Annotated in this window: 17 protein-coding genes; 9 read left to right on the top strand and 8 right to left on the bottom strand. The window is 47.3% G+C overall.

Annotated elements, in window-relative coordinates; genetic code table 11:
• Positions 1 to 25 precede the first annotated feature (25 nt).
• Together SIC45_RS04570 and SIC45_RS04565 are read left to right on the top strand one after the other, a co-directional pair.
• Positions 26 to 1036 carry a sugar kinase gene (locus SIC45_RS04570; protein WP_319631234.1) on the top strand — a complete coding sequence of 337 codons (1011 nt, stop codon included), beginning with the start codon at positions 26 to 28 and terminating at the stop codon, positions 1034 to 1036.
• A gap of 56 nt (positions 1037 to 1092) precedes the next feature.
• Entirely contained in the window at positions 1093 to 1725 is a 633-nt protein-coding gene (locus SIC45_RS04565) for a bifunctional 2-keto-4-hydroxyglutarate aldolase/2-keto-3-deoxy-6-phosphogluconate aldolase (RefSeq protein ID WP_319631233.1), read from the top strand.
• 97 nt (positions 1726 to 1822) lie between these two features.
• Here the strand turns inward: SIC45_RS04565 and SIC45_RS04560 are convergent, their stop codons facing one another.
• On the bottom strand, positions 1823 to 2152 hold the full coding sequence (locus SIC45_RS04560; protein ID WP_319631232.1) for a hypothetical protein: 330 nt from the start codon (positions 2150 to 2152) through the stop codon (positions 1823 to 1825).
• Between the two features lie 156 nt (positions 2153 to 2308).
• Here SIC45_RS04560 and SIC45_RS04555 point away from each other — a divergent pair, with 156 nt between their 5' ends.
• The 4 genes from SIC45_RS04555 to SIC45_RS04540 all read left to right on the top strand — a co-directional run bounded on the left by SIC45_RS04555 (position 2309) and on the right by SIC45_RS04540 (position 5372).
• The gene (locus tag SIC45_RS04555; protein WP_319631231.1) at positions 2309 to 2971 is read left to right on the top strand and encodes a TVP38/TMEM64 family protein; all 663 of its coding nucleotides are present in this window, start codon (positions 2309 to 2311) and stop codon (positions 2969 to 2971) included.
• Positions 2972 to 3070: 99 nt separating this feature from the next.
• Positions 3071 to 3844, top strand: a complete 774-nt coding sequence (locus SIC45_RS04550) for an SDR family oxidoreductase (RefSeq protein WP_319631230.1) — start codon at positions 3071 to 3073, stop codon at positions 3842 to 3844.
• A gap of 62 nt (positions 3845 to 3906) precedes the next feature.
• Positions 3907 to 4572: a haloacid dehalogenase type II gene (locus SIC45_RS04545; RefSeq protein WP_319631229.1), complete on the top strand. Its 666-nt coding sequence runs from the start codon at positions 3907 to 3909 to the stop codon at positions 4570 to 4572.
• A gap of 170 nt (positions 4573 to 4742) precedes the next feature.
• Complete coding sequence (locus SIC45_RS04540) at positions 4743 to 5372, top strand: flavodoxin family protein (protein WP_319631228.1); 630 nt, start codon at positions 4743 to 4745, stop codon at positions 5370 to 5372.
• A gap of 169 nt (positions 5373 to 5541) precedes the next feature.
• Here SIC45_RS04540 and SIC45_RS04535 read toward each other — a convergent pair whose 3' ends face one another.
• The 6 genes from SIC45_RS04535 to SIC45_RS04510 all read right to left on the bottom strand — a co-directional run bounded on the left by SIC45_RS04535 (position 5542) and on the right by SIC45_RS04510 (position 11946).
• Positions 5542 to 6825: a GntP family permease gene (locus SIC45_RS04535; RefSeq protein WP_319631227.1), complete on the bottom strand. Its 1284-nt coding sequence runs from the start codon at positions 6823 to 6825 to the stop codon at positions 5542 to 5544.
• A 36-nt stretch (positions 6826 to 6861) separates the two neighbouring features.
• Positions 6862 to 7638: a 3-hydroxybutyrate dehydrogenase gene (locus tag SIC45_RS04530; protein WP_298783910.1), complete on the bottom strand. Its 777-nt coding sequence runs from the start codon at positions 7636 to 7638 to the stop codon at positions 6862 to 6864.
• Between the two features lie 222 nt (positions 7639 to 7860).
• A complete protein-coding gene (locus tag SIC45_RS04525; RefSeq protein WP_319631226.1) occupies positions 7861 to 9228 on the bottom strand; it encodes a sigma-54 interaction domain-containing protein in 1368 nt (455 codons plus the stop codon).
• Positions 9229 to 9390: 162 nt separating this feature from the next.
• Positions 9391 to 10578 (bottom strand): acetyl-CoA C-acetyltransferase, encoded by a 1188-nt coding sequence (locus tag SIC45_RS04520; RefSeq protein WP_298783906.1) that lies wholly within the window; start codon positions 10576 to 10578, stop codon positions 9391 to 9393.
• The gene (locus SIC45_RS04515; RefSeq protein WP_298783904.1) at positions 10575 to 11237 is read right to left on the bottom strand and encodes a 3-oxoacid CoA-transferase subunit B; all 663 of its coding nucleotides are present in this window, start codon (positions 11235 to 11237) and stop codon (positions 10575 to 10577) included. The genes SIC45_RS04520 and SIC45_RS04515 overlap by 4 nt, the downstream gene beginning before the upstream one ends.
• 13 nt (positions 11238 to 11250) lie before the next feature.
• On the bottom strand, positions 11251 to 11946 hold the full coding sequence (locus tag SIC45_RS04510; protein WP_319631225.1) for a CoA transferase subunit A: 696 nt from the start codon (positions 11944 to 11946) through the stop codon (positions 11251 to 11253).
• Between the two features lie 114 nt (positions 11947 to 12060).
• On the opposite strand from SIC45_RS04510, the gene SIC45_RS04505 reads away from it, so the two are divergent.
• The 3 genes from SIC45_RS04505 (at position 12061) to SIC45_RS04495 (ending at position 15047) form a co-directional block, all read left to right on the top strand.
• Positions 12061 to 12945: a LysR family transcriptional regulator gene (locus tag SIC45_RS04505; RefSeq protein ID WP_319631224.1), complete on the top strand. Its 885-nt coding sequence runs from the start codon at positions 12061 to 12063 to the stop codon at positions 12943 to 12945.
• 123 nt (positions 12946 to 13068) lie between these two features.
• Positions 13069 to 13989, top strand: coding sequence for a prenyltransferase (locus SIC45_RS04500; RefSeq protein ID WP_319631223.1), 921 nt, complete (start codon positions 13069 to 13071; stop codon positions 13987 to 13989).
• Between the two features lie 104 nt (positions 13990 to 14093).
• Positions 14094 to 15047 carry a Gfo/Idh/MocA family oxidoreductase gene (locus SIC45_RS04495; RefSeq protein ID WP_319631222.1) on the top strand — a complete coding sequence of 318 codons (954 nt, stop codon included), beginning with the start codon at positions 14094 to 14096 and terminating at the stop codon, positions 15045 to 15047.
• A gap of 49 nt (positions 15048 to 15096) precedes the next feature.
• On the opposite strand, the gene alr is transcribed toward SIC45_RS04495, so the two are convergent.
• Positions 15097 to 16185 (bottom strand): alanine racemase, encoded by a 1089-nt coding sequence (alr, locus tag SIC45_RS04490; RefSeq protein ID WP_319631221.1) that lies wholly within the window; start codon positions 16183 to 16185, stop codon positions 15097 to 15099.
• Positions 16186 to 16351: the final 166 nt, after the last annotated feature.

The following is a 16351-nucleotide window of genomic DNA, read 5'->3' as shown; positions in this document are numbered from 1 at the left end:
GTTTAAAACTACGTGGGGTGTTCACATGAAAAAAGTAGTTACAGTGGGAGAGCTCTTGATGCGCCTCTCCCCTCCTTCTATTAAGACAATAAAGCAATCAGACCACTTGAATTTTTATTATGGCGGTGCCGAGATAAATGTAGCTGTTGCATTAAGTAACTTGGGGAGTCAGAGCACAGTATTAACAGCTCTTCCCGATAATCCATTCGGAGAAGCTGCTACAGCTTTTTTGAATAAAGAAGGAATTGATACCTCCTATATTGATATTCAGGGAGCGAGGCTCGGTACATATCTTGTTGAAAGTGGTACTGCTGAGAGACCTTCCAATGTCACTTATGACCGCATGTTTTCTTCTTTTTCGACCTGGAGTCTCCCTAGTAAAAATTGGGATTTTATATTAGAGGACATAGACATTCTACACATTACAGGCATTACTCTCGCTTTAGGTGAAAACTGCCGTCATAACACGAAAATAATCTTGGAGGAAGCTAAAAAACGCAATATAAATATTAGTTTTGACTTTAATTATAGAAGTAAACTTTGGAGTATTGATGAAGCAAGAGCAGCGTTCGAAGAAGTGCTCCCTTACGTTTCTATCTGTTTTGGAAATGTTTCAGACCTTACAAATATTTTAAAAAAAGCATATCAAGATTCCCCAACTACTAAAGAGAGAGATACAATCATTAGTTTTTTGAAAGAATATAATATAAAGTGGTTTGCTTCCTCAAATCGAAAAGCAGAAACAAACGAACTACATTACTTGCAGGGCTCATTAATCCATCAGGACGGAGATGCTTTTTCGTCCCCTGCTTATTGTGTGCATGTTTGTGATCGTATAGGTGGCGGTGATGCTTTTGCTGCGGGAGTGTTACACAAAATAAACCTGCAACAACATACTATGATGCAGGAAACAATTAATTTTGCAACTGCTACAGGTGTTTTAGCCCATACTTTGAAAGGCGACTCTTTTATTTTGAAGCAAGAGGATGTAGAAGCATACCTTGAAAAACAATACGGCACCGATATGAAGCGGTGAATATTTGAATCTAAATTAATTAGACTACTAACAGTCTAGCCTTAAAGGAGCATGCTATGGAAGATCAAAAATGGTCTATCTTGTCCAAAATATTTGATTATCAAGTTGTAGCGGTAATTCGGGGGGATACACATGAGCAGGCAGAAAAAGTAGCTATTGGGGCCTTCGAAGGTGGAATAACTTGTCTTGAAATCACTTATACAGTGCCCAGGGCTTCAAGTCTCATTGAATCTTTAAGCAAAGAATACGGAGAACGGGCCTTAATAGGGGCAGGGACTGTCCTGGATGCCACAACTGCTAGTTTAGCAATTTCCTATGGTGCTTCTTTTATCGTCTCTCCCCATTTTGATAAAGCTATCGCTAAAATATGTAATTTGTACAGGGTTCCTTACCTACCAGGTTGCTACACTGTAAGCGAGATGGTTACTGCCTTGAAATACGGAGCAGATATTATAAAGGTTTTTCCTGGGAATACGGTTTCACCCTCCTTTTTAAAGTCCATTCAAGGACCACTTCCTCAAGCTAGCCTTATGCCTTCTGGAGGAGTAACGGAGAAAAATGCTAAAGAGTGGATCGATCAAGGAGCAGTTGCATTAAGTGTAGGTAGTATATTGTACAAAAATGATTTGGAGGAAATTAAGGAAAACGCAGCTAATATAATCAATACACTTAAAAACAGTTCTGCATAACTCAGCATCCATCACTAGAAGCCCTGGCGGGGCCCCGCCAGGGCTCTTTTCATTCTCGTTATGACTACCTGTTATTTTGAACTCGCAGTCGTTTTCATTATTGTTCTTTGAGTGTCTTTACAAGAAGTGTATATACCACCGCTACAACAGCCGTATAAAAGAAATGAGTGGCGATTCCCATTAAATGAATTTTCCAGCCTGCTAGAAGTCCTGACGAACCCACCATTGCTGACAGCATTTCCATTTGCCCCATTGTCTGCATCATAATTCCAAACAAAATTCCACCCGCGATACCCCGATACTGCCAAAGAGAGCCGTTCTTCCCATTTCGAATCCCTCCTTTTTTGTTACTGCAATTGTATTCCTTATGTATAAATATTAATGTAATCCAGATTACTCTACATATTGCTCCATCTTCAAACGACATGTAAGCTACCTTATACTGCGGTACGTATGCTTTGAATAATTACTTTCCCCCGTGATACATTGTTCCAACAATAGTGTGCCCGGCTCACTAACGGTATAAATGTTTTTACAACGGATAACACTTGGTACGCCTGTGTTTTGAAAGGAATGAAGACTTGTGCTCCCACTTCCCCGCTGGTTAAAAATCACTTTGGTTTTATTAGCATTCGGCACCATTTCTTACTTTACTCATTTTTATTTAGAGATCCGTCCAACCGATATTCGTGACTTCATATTGTCGTTTGGCTGGTGGGGGCCGGTTATTTTCTTCATTATTTACATGATCGGGCCGTTTGTCTTCTTTCCCACTTCAGTACTGTCGCTTGGAGCAGGCCTGGCCTTTGGCGTCTGGCCCGGTGTCCTTTATATCATTATCGGGGCTACTGGCGCCGCGTCCACAGGCTATGTCATGGCCAGGCTGTTTGGCAGGTCCGTATTAAAAATGGACAGCTTCTCCTGGTCGGAAAAGCTGTTCCATCAGATGGAAAAACGCGGATTTTTATATATTTTCGTCCTGCGTCTTATTCCCATTGTGAGCTTTGATCTGCTCAGTTACGCAGGCGGTATTGCCAGGGTGCGTTTTACTTCATTTATTCTTGCCACCATTCTTGGAATGATCCCTGGAACATTTGCCTACAGCTTTCTTGGAGCCAGTATCGCTTCAGGCAATATTTTTATATTCATCCTTGCTGCAGCTTTATTTTTGCTGTTAATCGGCATCACATATTACTTCCGGGAGCCCGTCAAACGATGGCTCGGCCTCTCTCCGGACAAGCATTAAAGGATGATTGAATGAATAGCAACAGAGGTATCCGTACAGGGTATTCCTGTTTTCTCTTTCAGTATTTTCTTTAGAATCAAAAATGAAAGGATCGATAGTATGTCTATGAATTTATTTTCTCTTTCCCAACAGGTCGCAGTTGTAACCGGTGGAGGCAGCGGCATTGGAAAAACAATGGCCGAAACACTGGCTGGCGCTGAAGCCCACGTGGTTATTCTTGGTCGTACCCAAAGCAAAATCGAAGATGCAGCTGGCGACATCAGGAGTGAAACAAACGCGGAAGTGACTCCGCTTGTCTGTGACGTGACGGACAAAGACCAGGTCTCCCAGACGGTTTCACGTATTATGAACGACTTTGGCCGGATCGATGTGCTTGTTAATAACGCCGGTACCGCCGCTTATGGCAAAGTAGAGGATATAAGCGAAGAGGACTGGGAGCATGTGTTCAATACGAATCTGAAGTCTGCGTTCCTCATGACCAAGGCCGTCGTCCCCCACATGAAAAAAGCTAATTACGGCCGCATTGTGAATACGGCTTCGGTTGCCGGCGGTGTAAGCTTGTTCTTCAGCTCTGTTTATGGCCCAAGCAAGGCAGGCCTTATCCACTTTACCAAACAATTGTCGGGCGAGCTTGCCCCGTACGGAATTACAGTGAATGCGATCAGCCCATGGTTCTTTAAAACAGATTTTAATGCCGGCTCCCTTGAAGACGACGATTTCCGGCATGCCGTTGAACAGCGCACCCCGGTCCAGCGTACCGGCCGTCTCGATGAGCTCAAAACCTCTGTTCTGTATCTAGCGGCTCCCGGATCAAGCTATGTCAACGGCCAAAACATTTACGTTGACGGCGGCATGACTTCATTTGGGCTGTGACATGTCCATACGCTTTTAAATATGTCTATGCCGAAAATATAAATTAAAAAAGGAGCTTTTCTATGTCCTCCAATTCTATTTTTGCCTTTGATGTTTATGGAACACTGTTTAATATTCAGTCGGTCGACGCTATTTGTGAAGAGCATTTTCCCGGTCAGGGAGAAAGCATTGGCCAGCTTTGGAGACAAAAGCAGATCCAGTACTCCTTTCTCCGCCAGGCGATGGGGAAATACGTTCCCTTTTCCTCTGTTACAAAAGACGCGCTGCGGTTCTCTTTAGCTGCCCATCACGCCGACTGGACAGAGGAAACCGAACAAAAGCTGATGAAGGCATACAATCATTTAACGCTATTTGAAGAAAGCCTGCACGTTTTGAAGAAGTTAAAAGAGCAGTCCGCCACCCTGATCGTTTTTAGTAACGGGTCAAGAGACATGCTCGAGCCACTGCTGGAACAGGCCGGGCTGAACGACTATCTCGACCACGTCATCAGTGTCGATGACATTAAACAGTTTAAACCCTCTCCGGCATCGTATCAGCTCGTATTAGATACCGCCCGCGTACCGCGTCATGAAATCACCTTTCTATCGAGCAATGGGTGGGACATCAGCGGTGCTAAAGCGTTTGGATTCACTACAGCCTGGATCAATCGCAGTGAGCAGCCAACCGAAGAGCTGCAACTGCCTCCTGATTATCACTACACCACGCTCACTCCATTGATTGAAAGCTGAGTTGCTTTAAACAAATATCAACACACAAAATCCGCCCGGCTCGCAGCGAACACGAACTGGGCGGATTTTTTCTTATATAACGGGTATAATCTATACATAATCCTCAAAAGCAGCGTTCATTTGCCGGCCTATATTTCATCCACGTGATGAATAATAAGGAGAGATGTTTTATGAGCCGTCTTTATGCCCTGGTGCTAAACGCTTCCCTGAAGGGTTCCCAGGAGCCGTCCCACACTGAAGCTCTTTCGGATGAAGTGCTAGGTATTTTAAAAAGCAAAGGTGTGGAAACAAAAACCATTCGCCTTGCTGATTATTATATTCCGTATGGCATCAGCGGCAATATGGGAAATGGAGACGAGTGGCCGAAAATCTTTGAAGAAGTGCAAAAGGCAGACATTGTTATTATCGGAACACCTCTATGGCTGGGTGAAAAAAGCAGTCTGGCCACACTTACCATTGAACGTCTTTATGGCAGCAGCGGTGAAACCAACGCTTCCGGCCAGGCCATTTACTACAACAAAGTTGGCGGCGTTGTCGTTACAGGAAATGAAGACGGTGCAAAGCACGCCTCGGCTTCAATTTTATACGGGCTCTCCCACATTGGCTTCACTATTCCTCCAAACGTGGATGCTTACTGGGTGGGTGAAGCCGGCCCGGGTCCCTCCTATATGGATGGCCACGGAAAAGAGAACGCTTTTACAAAAAAACACGTGGAGATGCTTGCCTACAACACATGGCATCTGGCTTCGTTTTTCAAGGCCCACCCTATCCCACCGGAAGGAAATACGATGAAGGCATAAAAATTAATGCACGGTAGAAAAATCCCTCTGCGCGAAAAACAGAGGGATTTTATGCTTACTTAACCTTTTATCCAGCAGTGGCAAGCGGCCTAATATTTTGAAACCTAAAATCTTCAATATACATATATTTAAATGTCTAAATTCTCCGTAAAAATTATTTTTTCTTTGGTTACAGAATCCCGATCGTGTTCAGCAGAATAACGATAATCACGGAGATAATTGGAATCAATACAGCGACAACGAAAATATCCTTATAGCTGTCTTTATGGCTCATGCCTGTAATCGTCAGCAAGGTAAGTACCGCCCCGTTGTGTGGAAGAGCATCGAGCCCCCCTGAAGAAAGCGAAGCAATACGGTGAAATGCCTCGGGGTCAATTCCTGTATTCATTGCTATCTGGTAGTATTCTTCACCAAGTGCTTCGAGCGCAATTCCCATACCACCGGAAGCTGACCCTGTCGACCCTGCCAGGATGTTAACGGCTATAGCTTCGGAAATTAACGGATTGCCGCGGACTCCCATTAATAATGAAGTCAGCTGGTCAAACCCCGGCACCTCCCTTACTACGCTCCCAAATCCTACAGCAGCGCTCGTATTAATGATGGCTAGTACGGAACCGCTCGCTCCTCCATTAACGGCAGGTACGAACTTTTTAAATTTAGTCAGGTTAAGAAGCATTATAAGTACGATGCCTGTCAAAAGCGCCACCACAATATCCCATCCGAAAAGATTCAGCGTTAAAAGCACTGTAATCAACGGCAGAATCGAGAGCATAAATGGCGGGACCTGTTCTTCTTTTTCCATCATGCTCTTGTCCTTCGGTTCAGTAAATTGCTCTCCCTTTGCTGTCATCTGCCTTTCACGCCACCGCAAATAAAGGTAGCCCCCCACTGCCATCACCAGGGCCGCAATGATGCCCATTAACGGTGCGGCTGTGGCGCTTGTACGAAAATACTCGATAGGGATCAGATTTTGAATCTGCGGCGTCCCCGGCAGCGCCGTCATTGTAAACGTAAACGCCCCTAATGCCACTGTCGGCGGAAGCAGCCGGCGGCTGATATCTGCTTCTCTGAATAAAGAAAGAGCAAGTGGATAGACAGCGAAAATAACAACAAACAGACTGACACCGCCGTAAGTAAGCACTGCAGAAGCCACCAGGACACCCAAAATCGCACGATTCGTGCCAATCAGCTTTGTCAGTGCCCCAGCAACAGAGCGTGCCATCCCGGTGTCCTCCATCAGCTTTCCGAAGATGGCGCCGAGCATAAATACCGGAAACCAGCTTTGTGCGAAATCAACGAAGCCGCTCATGTAGGTACCTGTATATGCATCAAGCAGATTGAGTCCTCCGGTCAGCGCTACAATGCCTGCTGCCACCGGTGCCACCCAGATGATGGACCAGCCTAAATAAGCGAGAACCATTAATGTTATTAAGCCTAACAATATTCCAAGCATTATTTTTCCTCCTTTTCTATCTTAAATAAACGCAGACTACTGCGCCGTATAGCCTCCATCAATTAATACGCTCTGCCCGGTTACGCTTTTCGCCTGGTCCCCGGCTAAAAATAAAGCATAGTCTGCTACTTCCTGGGGATCGAGCAGGCGTTTCTGCGGTACGAGCGGATAGATAACCTCCTCCAGTACTTTTTCCAAAGTAACACCCCGGTCTGCCGCCAGATCCTCCAGCTGATTACGGACGAGCGGTGTATCCACGTATCCCGGACAGAGAGCATTTACCGTGATTCCATGCTCTGCCCCCTCTAAAGCCGCTACTTTTGTGAGACCGATTAATCCGTGCTTGGCACTGTTGTATCCCGCTTTTCCGGCAAAGCCGATCACCCCATTGATCGAAGACATGTTAATGATGCGGCCGTGCTTTTGTTCCTTCATGATCGGAACTGCTTTTTTGATCATGGAGAAAGGCGCTGTCAGCATAATTCTGGTCATTTTTTCAAAGGTTTCTGTAGGAAAATCTTCGAGCTTTGCCACGTACTGCATCCCGGCGTTATTAATGAGAATATCCAGCCGGCCGAACACTCGCAGTGTTTCTGCAAAAGCCTCGTCCACCGCATCTTCGTTGGTAACGTTGCAGGCCAGGCCGATGCAGGATAGGCCCTCATCAGCAATTTCAGCAGCGGCCTTCTGCACTTTGTCTTTATCAATATCTGTCAGTACCACCTTTGCCTGCTGACGGGCAAAGGCTTTTCCAATGGCAAGCCCTATACCGCTGGCTGCCCCTGTGATGAATACAACTCTTCCTTGAACCATATGCGTATCACTCCTGATAAATTTTAAGTAATCGCTTTCAAAAATGAACATATGCTGAAAGCGTTCTCTTTTTATATATTTGCAAGAACCATGCCAAAATTATTTTTCCTGTCCCTGCCTTGAACCCCACCGTTACTGCCCCTTTTCGTGAAAATAAATTTAAAAAAAGAAAACCATTCCAAAGTGATGGAATGGCTTCCGTAAACATGGAATATTTATATGTTATTCCAGTCCGTATTTCATGATTTTATTATAAAGATTGGATTTTCCTATTCCGAGCAGCTCACAGGCTGTCCGCTTATCTCCCTCCGCTTCCTTTAGGGCCTGCTTCACCGCTTGCTTCTCTGCTTCGGCCAACACCTGCTTTAACGGCTTCGTTTCCCGTTCGCCGCCTGTCACTCTCTTATCCGTCATGCGTTCAGGAAGATCACTCAGCTGAATTGTTTCTCCTTCGGTAAGATGCACGGCGGCCTCAATTGTATTTTCGAGTTCCCGTACATTCCCCGGCCAGGAGTAACCCAAAAAGTGGTCAAGCACCTGCTGATCGAACGCCGTAATTCGTTTGCCCAGTCTTTTCGTAGCTTTTTGAAGCATGAACCTGCTGAGCAGCGGGATATCCTCCGGGCGATTCCGCAGCGCAGGAATCGTAAAGGAAATAACGTTAATCCGGTAGTACAGATCCTCCCGGAACTGCTGCGTACCCATCAACTGCTCGAGTGGCTGATTCGTGGCCGCCACTACCCGGACGTCCACCTGTCTCGGACCGCGGGCTCCGAGCGGCTCAATCTCGTCCTCCTGGAGTACACGCAGAATTTTCACCTGGGTGTTCAGCGGCATATCGCCTATCTCATCCAGAAAAATGGTTCCCTGGTCAGCCAGCTGGAATTTCCCCGGCTTTCCTCCCTTTTTCGCCCCGGTAAATGCTCCTTCCTCGTAGCCAAACAGCTCAGACTCCAGCAAATCACCAGGTATCGCAGCGCAGTTCACTTTTACGAAAGGCTTCATGCTTCTCTCGCTCAGCTTATGCAGACCCTGGGCAAATAATTCCTTCCCGGTTCCCGTTTCTCCGCGCAGAAGTACGGATACGTCACTTGAAGCCACTTTACGCACGTTTCGTTTTACCTCTTCCATTTCCGGGGACACGCTGAGCGCATCGTGCAGGGAATAAGACGTTCCGTTCAGCTCCTCCACCTGCTTTTGATACGATTCAAGCTCCAGCATTAGTGTTTTAATGTGCTGGTTCATTTCCGCCCATTCTTTTCTGTCCCGAAACATAACCAGTCCAAGCGCCCCAATTATATGCCCATTATTGTACAAAGGTACGCGGTCGGCAATCATATAACTGCCTCTGATGTACTGCATGTTCGCTTTTTCTGCTTCTCCTGAAGCCACTACAAGATGCATGCGTGTGTTTTCTATCACCTCTGTCACATGACGCCCGAGCGTTCTGGCAGCGCTGGTGCCGAGAAATTCATAATAGCGTTCATTCATATACGTGATGATCCCCTGTTCATCGACAATAACCACACAATGATGCAGGCTGCCGAACAATATGCTGCAAATATGCTCCATGCCCTCTAAATGTTTCATGACTCCCACCCCATTATTACGGCTGACGTTACTGATTAAATAGTAACGCGCCCGCGGATTTTTTCAATAGTTCAGGAACCTTTATCAAAAGAAAACACCTCCGGCAGCCGCTCAGCGGTCACGGCCCGGAGATGTTTCTCTTTACTTATATTCAGCGCTTGCTTAAATTCTTTCTACAACGGTGGCAACGCCCTGGCCGCCTCCAATGCATAACGCCGCCAGTCCAACATCTGCCTGCTGGCGCTTCATCTGATGAAGCAGGGTCACAAAAATTCTTGTGCCGCTTGCTCCGATAGGATGCCCTAACGCGATTGCCCCCCCGTTTACGTTCAGCTTTTCTGAATCAATATTCAAATCTCTCTGTACAGCAAGCGACTGAGCGGCGAACGCTTCGTTTGCTTCAATCAGATCGATATCCTCCATCGAGACAGAAGCTTTATCTAAAGCCTTTCGGATGGCCGGGACCGGCCCCAGCCCCATCACGCTCGGATCCACGGCAGCACTCGCGTTGCCGGCAATACGAGCCATACCTGTAATGCCCAGCTCCTTCGCTTTCTTCCCGCTCATGACAATAACCGCTGCAGCCCCGTCATTGATGCCGGAGGCGTTGCCTGCGGTCACGCTTCCATCCTTTTGAAACGCCGGCTTTAATTTTTTGAGCTTTTCCACCGTAGTGCCACTTCGGATGTGTTCGTCCTGCGATACCTCAAGAGCATCTCCCTTTCGCTGAGGCACGCGCACAGCCACGATTTCTTCTTTAAATACCCCGTTATCCCGTGCTGCCGTGGCCTTCTGCTGACTGGCTGCGGCGAATGTATCCTGTTCTTCGCGTGTAAAGCCGTACTCATGGTTAATGTTTTCAGCTGTCACACCCATATGATAGTTTTCCACCGCACACATCAGTCCGTCATGGAGCATGCTGTCGACCAGCTTCTGGTCTCCCATGCCAAAGCCGCTGCGAGCGTTCATCTGCAGATAAGGAGCCTGGCTCATGTTTTCCATCCCGCCGGCAACGACGATCTCCGCATCGCCCGTTAGTACGGCCTGAGCCGCCAGGTGGACAGCCTTCAAGCCGGAGCCGCATACTTTATTTATGGTCATCGCAGGTACGTTTTCAGAAAGACCGGCCTTTAAAGAGGCTACACGGGCAGGATTCTGCCCAAGCCCCGCCTGCAGCACGTTTCCCATAATAACTTCATCCACTTCTTCCTTCGGGACACCGGCACGTTCAAGCGCTTCTTCAATCACAAGCGCCCCCAGATCCACTGCCGGTACGTCCTTTAAGCTGCCCATAAAGCCGCCGACTGGCGTCCGTACCGCTCCGCCTAGCAGAACCTCTTCCATCTTCATTGTTTCCCCTCCCGGTCTGTCAGTGCTTCATCAATTGTAAAAGGAGCCTCTGTATACTGCTCCACGGTTTTTACATCTGCTCCGTTCAGTACTTCTCTTAGTACCATGCCAGACGGCGTGAAATCAAAAACGGCCATATCTGTAATCAACCGGTCCACTACCCTTTCGCCGGTCAGTGGCAGAGCGCATTCGGTACGGATTTTCGATTCTCCTTCTTTATTCGTGTGAGTCATGATGATAACTACTTTTTGCGCTCCCTGCACGATATCCATCGCACCGCCCATGCCTTTAACCATTTTTCCGGGAATCATCCAGTTCGCAAGATCTCCCTGCCCGGACACCTCCATGCCACCGAGAATCGCAAGATCAATATGACCACCGCGAATCATGGCAAAGGATTCCGCGTTATCAAAGAATGAACCTCCCTGCTTCACGGTTACTGTCTCTTTACCGGCATTAATCAGATCTGCATCCACGTCTTCCTCCTCCGGATACGGACCGATGCCGAGCAGACCGTTTTCGGAATGCAGAAAGATATTTTTCTCTGCCGGAATGTAGTTGGCAATCATTGTCGGCATGCCAATGCCCAGATTCACAATCGTGCCGTCTTCGACTTCCTGGACCGCCCGCTGGATAATGTTTTCTCTTTGACTGCTCATTGTTTTCCTCCTTTTATGCCTGCTGGACCGTTTTTCGTTCGATGCGCTTTTCATACGAGGTGCCGACAAGAAGATGCTGAACGTACAAACTCGGTGTATGGATAAAGTCCGGGTCGAGTTCACCGACGTCAACCAGCTCTTCCACCTCTGCGATCGTAAATTTCCCTGCCGCTGCTGCCAGCGGATTAAAATTCCGGGCTGTTTTCCGGTAAATAAGATTCCCGTAGGCATCGCCCTTCCATGCCTTCACAAGAGCCGCATCCCCCTGAATGGCCTCTTCAAGAATGCACTGTCTGCCGCCGATCACTTTATGCTCTTTTCCTTCAGCAATCGGGGTTCCTACACCAGTCGGCGTGTAAAAGCCGGGAATACCGGCGCCGCCTGCCCGGATACGCTCTGCAAGCGTTCCCTGGGGAACGAGCTCCACTTCTAGCTCTCCGCTCAGGTACTGCTCTTCAAAAATCTTATTTTCCCCTACGTAGGAAGCCATCATTTTGTCAATCTGTTTATTTTCAAGCAGCAGTCCAAGACCCCAGTCGTTGACGCCGCAATTATTACTGACTACTGTTAAATTTTTTGTGCCCTTTTCAGCCAGTGCCTGAATGGCTTTTTCCGGAATACCGCACAGGCCGAATCCCCCGACGATCAGGGTGTCCCCGTCCTGAATGCGGGCTACGCTCTCTTCAAAAGACGTTTGTACCTTCGTCATTGTATGAACCCCTTTCAGTTCTTTAATTGGTACTTCCACTTTACTAATAGCGCTTTCATAAGTAAAATAGATAAATAATATAAATTTATTACTAAATAGAATAAGAGGTGACGCATGGATATTAAACAGCTTCGTTTTTTCCTCGAGGTATGCAAAGAACTAAGCTTTTCCCGGGCCAGCGAGAAGCTTCACATTTCCCAGCCCGCTTTAAGCAAAACGATTCATCAGCTTGAGGAAGAAATCGGCCTCCGTCTGCTCGACCGCTCCACCCGTCATCTTTTTGTAACGAAGGAAGGGGAAATCATCCGCCAGCATGCCCGGAAGGTGCTCCGCAGCGCAGAGGATTTGTGGCAGGAAGCAGAAGAAATCAAGCTTCATAAAAAAGGCAGCTTTACATTCGGGCTGCCTCCCGTCATTGGCTCCAGCTTTTTCCCCGAAATTATTGCCGGCTTCCGCAGGTCCTACCCTGAAGCCGGCATACACATTGTTGAAGAAGGCGCGAAAATTATGGAGCAGTCCCTGCTTGAAGGAAATATCGATGTAGGTGTAGCCATTCTTCCCGTCGATGACGAACAGTTTGAGGTTCGCCAGATTATCGACCGGAAAATCCTTGCCGTCACCTCGGTGAACCATCCGCTTGCCGGCCGCAAAAGTATACAAATGCGGGATTTAAAGCATGAATCCTTTTTAATGTTTCAGCAGGGGTTTTCCCTGTACGACCGGGTCTTCGAGTCATGCATCCAGGCCGGCTTTGAGCCTGATATTCTTTATGAAAGCTCCCAGTGGGATTTTTTGTTTGAGAGTGCCGTAGCGGGCCTTGGTTTCGCCCTCCTCCCCGAAACAGTCGTTCATAAAGCAGATACAAGAAATGTTTCTGTGCTCGCAGTGGACGATGATTTACTGCACTGGAGGCTAGCGCTCATCTGGCGCAGGCAAAGCTATCAGACCCAGGCCGCCCAGGCGTGGATCGCGTTTGTAGAAGAGGCTTTTAAACAGTAACACTTCTGGTTCTGGCGGCTCCTTAAAACACTGATCAGGTGTTCGGTTTTTCTTTTTGATATAATTCATAAGCAGTTTTATTTCATTTCTCTATGTTTATTTCACGTAGAAAGGACGATGCTTATGAAACATACAATTTCTTTCTGGCTGGAGGCCGCACGGGCAAGCTTTTTGTCTGTCATGCTTATGCCTGTCCTGTTAGGGACACTTGGGGCTTTTGCATGGAACGGAGTCCTTGAGCCACTCTGGTTTGTTATTACATTGATCGGTGCATTCAGCGCCCACCTGTTTTCCAACATGGTGAATGATTTGTGGGATTACCGCAACGGTGTTGATACAAAGGCACAGGATACAGCAAACGACGTTTCCACCAATTCCGGCATGCTGACAGGAGGCCGGGTGTCTGAAGAAACATTCGCGTTTGTTACGTGGGCGTTTTTGGCCCTGGCTCTTTTATGCGGTGTCATTTTGAGCATTGCCAAAGGGTGGCCGCTTTTAATGCTTGCGGCTGCCGGCGGGCTGCTTGCTTATTTTTATGTGGCCCCACCCTTTAAGTTCGGTTACCGGGGTAAAGGATACGGGGAAGTCGCTATTCTGCTTTCATTCGGAGTGCTTCCTGTCATGGGCAGCTACTACGTGCAGACTGGATATTTTGACGTTCGGGCATTTTTTCTTTCTCTTCCGATCGGCATATTAACTACGATGGTGCTTTATAATCATCATTTTCTTCACTGGAGGGCCGATCGTGATTCCGGAAAAAATACGCTCGTCGTCGTTCTCGGGGAAAGGAAGGGGCTGCTTCTTTCAAAAGCCTTCACCCTGATTGCCATGCTTACGATCCCCTTAGGTATTCTCGTCGGGGCACTTCCGTGGTACGCGCTGATTGCCATTGTTTCTGCCTGGCCGCTCGTAAAGGCCTATAATGCCCTTGAAGATGCCAACCCTTCTGAATCCTACGGACCGCTCATGGGGGCGTCGATTAAAAGCACCGTCCTGTGTGGTTTTTTCCTGGCAGCAGCTCTTCTGCTGCAGGGAATATTTTAGTCACATGTTCATACGCCTGTTTTTAACTGGCAGGCAGCTTTTATCACAATAGTGTACAATGTGTGCACGAGACTGCATTTTGTAATTAATTAGGAGGCTTTTTGATGAAAACTATTCGATGGGGAATTTTAGGCACGGCCGATATTGCCAGAAGAAAGATGCTGCCTGCACTGCAGCATACGGAAAATGCCGAGGCGTATGCGATCGCAAGCGGCAGCGACAAAGCAGAGGAACTAGCCGAAGCCTTTCATATTCCAAAGGTGTACCAAAGCTACGATGCTCTGCTTGAAGACCCGGACATCGATGCGGTCTACATTCCTCTTCCCAACCACCTCCACAAGGAATGGAGCATCAAGGCTGCCCGCAAGCAGAAGCATGTGTTATGCGAAAAGCCGGCAGCCCTGACTCAGGCGGAGGCAGAGGAAATAAAAAACGCCTGCGCAGAACACGGCGTTCAATTTATGGAAGCATTCATGTACCGGTTCCACCCCCAGCACCAGCTTGTACAAAAAATGCTTGCAGGAAATGCGATCGGAGACGTGGTGACGATGCGCTCATCGTTTACTTTCCCGCTGAAGCATACCGAAGGCAACATCCGGCTTCATTCGCAGACTGACGGTGGTGGAAGCCTGTATGATGTCGGATGCTACTGCATTCATGCCATTCGTCAGATTATGGGAGAACCGGAGCATGCGGGCGCTTTTTATTCATTTCACGAAAACGAACGCAGTGACTGGGCTGCGGCAGGTGTCCTTACTTTTTCCGACGGCCGGCTCGCCCACTTTGATTCGGGCATGAACGCTGCTCTTCGCAACGAATACGAGGTGGTAGGCACGAAAGGCGTATTGAAAGCCCACCAGGCGTTTGTACCGACAGAACATCCGTGCAGAGTTTCTATCGAAATGGAAAGCGGGGAATCCTACAGCGAAACCATCGCAGATAACTATTACATTACCGGCATGCAGTCGCTTTCCCTCGGTTTGCTGGAGGGAAGAAGCTGGCCTTCTGATGGACTCGCGGAAAATGCTGTCGTGCTTGAGCAGCTTATAAATTCATAAAAAATGGCCCGCTGTCTCCAAAAAATGAGGCAGCGGGCCGTTTTTATTATTATTCTATATACTTTCGTTCAATGGATTCCTGCACATTCATGATTGAAACTCTTGCTGTTAAAGCGTCTCCTTCAGTGACCGATTTTCCAGTCACGTCTACTAGAGAAAACTGCGAGCTGGGCTTCCCGACGATCGAAACCGGCTCTTCCCCCCAGAATATTTTCGCCGGCGGCCGCACATAGGAGCGCACATTCCGGAGAATGTTGAAGGCCAGCTTTTTTAGCGTATCGGATTGGTTCTCCCGGGCAAAGTTAAAGCCGTGGGCTTCTCCGAGCGGAATGAGTCCGATAGTTATCGGCTCATTGAGCGGCTTGGTATCTCCGTACCCCGCCGTGCTCCCTGTTTTTATTTCCCGCTTTTCAAGAAGAGGTGTTTTCAGCTCAAACGTTTCCTCAAAATGCAGGCCGTTTCTGCTCGCTGCCTGGCCGAACATGGCATTGCCGATACGAATCATATTAAAGCCAAGGTCCGGATATTTAACGGCTATCGCGCTGTTGGCCATATGCACGTACGCAGGATGAACACCATAAATTTTCGTTATAATTTCTACGCACTGCTTTAAACGGTCACTCTGAACAGTAATTTTTTCCGCGTGCCTGTTGGCGGCAAAATGAGAATAAACGCCTTCCATTTCCACTGATTTTAATGCTTGATACGCTTCCATAAATGAACCTAAATCTTTTTCGTCCAGACCGAAACGATTTAAAGAAATATTAATTTTTAAATGAAAGGGATACTGCCCAGCGTTTTTCTTCCCTGCTGCCTTATTTAATTTTTTCATTTTTTCAACCGTATCAACGGTAGGCGTTAAGTTGTAATCAATGGTACGTTCCGCGTCAAAATAAGGACCTAAGATCAATATAGGGGCTTTCACACCGTTGTTTCGCAGTTCAATACCTTCTTCCTCCACCCCTACAGCTAAATAATCAACTTCGTTTTCAATGTACTTGGCCATCGGAACCAGGCCATGGCCATAGGCATTACTTTTAACGATCCCTGCAAAAAATTTATCCGGCATCCGGCTTTTAATCTGATGAATATTGTTGCGTACAGCCTTTACGTTAATTTCAATCCATGAAGAATTCATCCGTTACACGCCCTTCTCTGCTGAATATTACTCCTTATACCTAAGAATAATTTCATGCGTCTTCTGTTCTATACCTTTACGTGCCCGCCCGGAAACTACCTTTCTATATATCTTCTTTAATATGAACACATTTCCTCCCAGCTTTTATTCTTCGGGAGAAAAGCAT

It is taken from the genome of Marinococcus sp. PL1-022, assembly GCF_033845285.1.
Taxonomy (GTDB): Bacteria; Bacillota; Bacilli; order Bacillales; family Marinococcaceae; genus Marinococcus.
Note: the sequence above shows the minus strand (reverse complement) of the source record. Positions and strands in the feature narration are given on the sequence as shown.

Bases quoted from the DNA above. Each gene is read 5' to 3' on its own strand.
- SIC45_RS04570 (WP_319631234.1), top strand. From the start codon at position 26: ATGAAAAAAGTAGTTACAGTGGGAGAGCTCTTGATGCGCCTCTCCCCT.
- SIC45_RS04565 (WP_319631233.1), top strand. From the start codon at position 1,093: ATGGAAGATCAAAAATGGTCTATCTTGTCCAAAATATTTGATTATCAA.
- SIC45_RS04560 (WP_319631232.1), bottom strand. From the start codon at position 2,152: ATGTCGTTTGAAGATGGAGCAATATGTAGAGTAATCTGGATTACATTA.
- SIC45_RS04550 (WP_319631230.1), top strand. From the start codon at position 3,071: ATGTCTATGAATTTATTTTCTCTTTCCCAACAGGTCGCAGTTGTAACC.
- SIC45_RS04545 (WP_319631229.1), top strand. From the start codon at position 3,907: ATGTCCTCCAATTCTATTTTTGCCTTTGATGTTTATGGAACACTGTTT.
- SIC45_RS04540 (WP_319631228.1), top strand. From the start codon at position 4,743: ATGAGCCGTCTTTATGCCCTGGTGCTAAACGCTTCCCTGAAGGGTTCC.
- SIC45_RS04535 (WP_319631227.1), bottom strand. From the start codon at position 6,825: ATGCTTGGAATATTGTTAGGCTTAATAACATTAATGGTTCTCGCTTAT.
- SIC45_RS04530 (WP_298783910.1), bottom strand. From the start codon at position 7,638: ATGGTTCAAGGAAGAGTTGTATTCATCACAGGGGCAGCCAGCGGTATA.
- SIC45_RS04525 (WP_319631226.1), bottom strand. From the start codon at position 9,228: ATGAAACATTTAGAGGGCATGGAGCATATTTGCAGCATATTGTTCGGC.
- SIC45_RS04520 (WP_298783906.1), bottom strand. From the start codon at position 10,578: ATGAAGATGGAAGAGGTTCTGCTAGGCGGAGCGGTACGGACGCCAGTC.
- SIC45_RS04515 (WP_298783904.1), bottom strand. From the start codon at position 11,237: ATGAGCAGTCAAAGAGAAAACATTATCCAGCGGGCGGTCCAGGAAGTC.
- SIC45_RS04510 (WP_319631225.1), bottom strand. From the start codon at position 11,946: ATGACGAAGGTACAAACGTCTTTTGAAGAGAGCGTAGCCCGCATTCAG.
- SIC45_RS04505 (WP_319631224.1), top strand. From the start codon at position 12,061: ATGGATATTAAACAGCTTCGTTTTTTCCTCGAGGTATGCAAAGAACTA.
- SIC45_RS04500 (WP_319631223.1), top strand. From the start codon at position 13,069: ATGAAACATACAATTTCTTTCTGGCTGGAGGCCGCACGGGCAAGCTTT.
- SIC45_RS04495 (WP_319631222.1), top strand. From the start codon at position 14,094: ATGAAAACTATTCGATGGGGAATTTTAGGCACGGCCGATATTGCCAGA.
- alr (WP_319631221.1), bottom strand. From the start codon at position 16,185: ATGAATTCTTCATGGATTGAAATTAACGTAAAGGCTGTACGCAACAAT.